Here is a 603-nt window from a genome sequence, read left to right as displayed (position 1 = left end):
TTACAAAGATTATGACTTAGCGGAAATAAATGGTGATACGGAACTACGACCAGCAAAAGAAAAAGGCCTAGGTCTGTTTGCTGATGAAAAGCGCATTCGCAGCGTTAAATTGTCTGAATTGTCTGATTCAGCAAGACTAGAAGCGAAAAAACCTTACGCTTTGATCATTACGAAAGGCAATCAAGCGTCTCGTATCCACCGTCCTGCTTACACCGACTACATCGGCATCAAAAAGTTTGATGAAAATGGCAAAGTAATTGGCGAGCACCGCTTCACTGGTTTGTACACATCCGCGGTATATAACCAAGCTGTTCACAGCATTCCTCTAATTCGAGAAAAAGTAGATCGTATCTTGGAAGCAAGTGGTTACCGCCGCGGCTCATACTCCTACAAAGCGCTGCATAATATTCTTGAAAACTACCCACGTGATGAACTGCTACAAGCGAACGAAGAAGATTTGCTTGAAGTCGGCATGGGCGTAGTACAAATGCAAGACCGCGACTTGCTGCGTTTGTTCGTACGCAAAGACCCGTTCGGTCGTTTCTTCAGCTGCATGGTGTACGTAACGAAAGACCGTTACAACACAGAACTTCGCCGCCAAAC

The 603-nt window shown here is 45.1% G+C and carries 1 pseudogene; it reads left to right on the top strand.

What is annotated here, in order from left to right:
* Positions 1-603: pseudogene (locus tag R7O13_RS28735) on the top strand (NAD-glutamate dehydrogenase domain-containing protein); the annotation flags it as partial.

The sequence above is a fragment of the Vibrio sp. Y176 genome (assembly GCF_033438945.1).
This window is presented reverse-complemented; position numbering and strand designations above follow the sequence as displayed.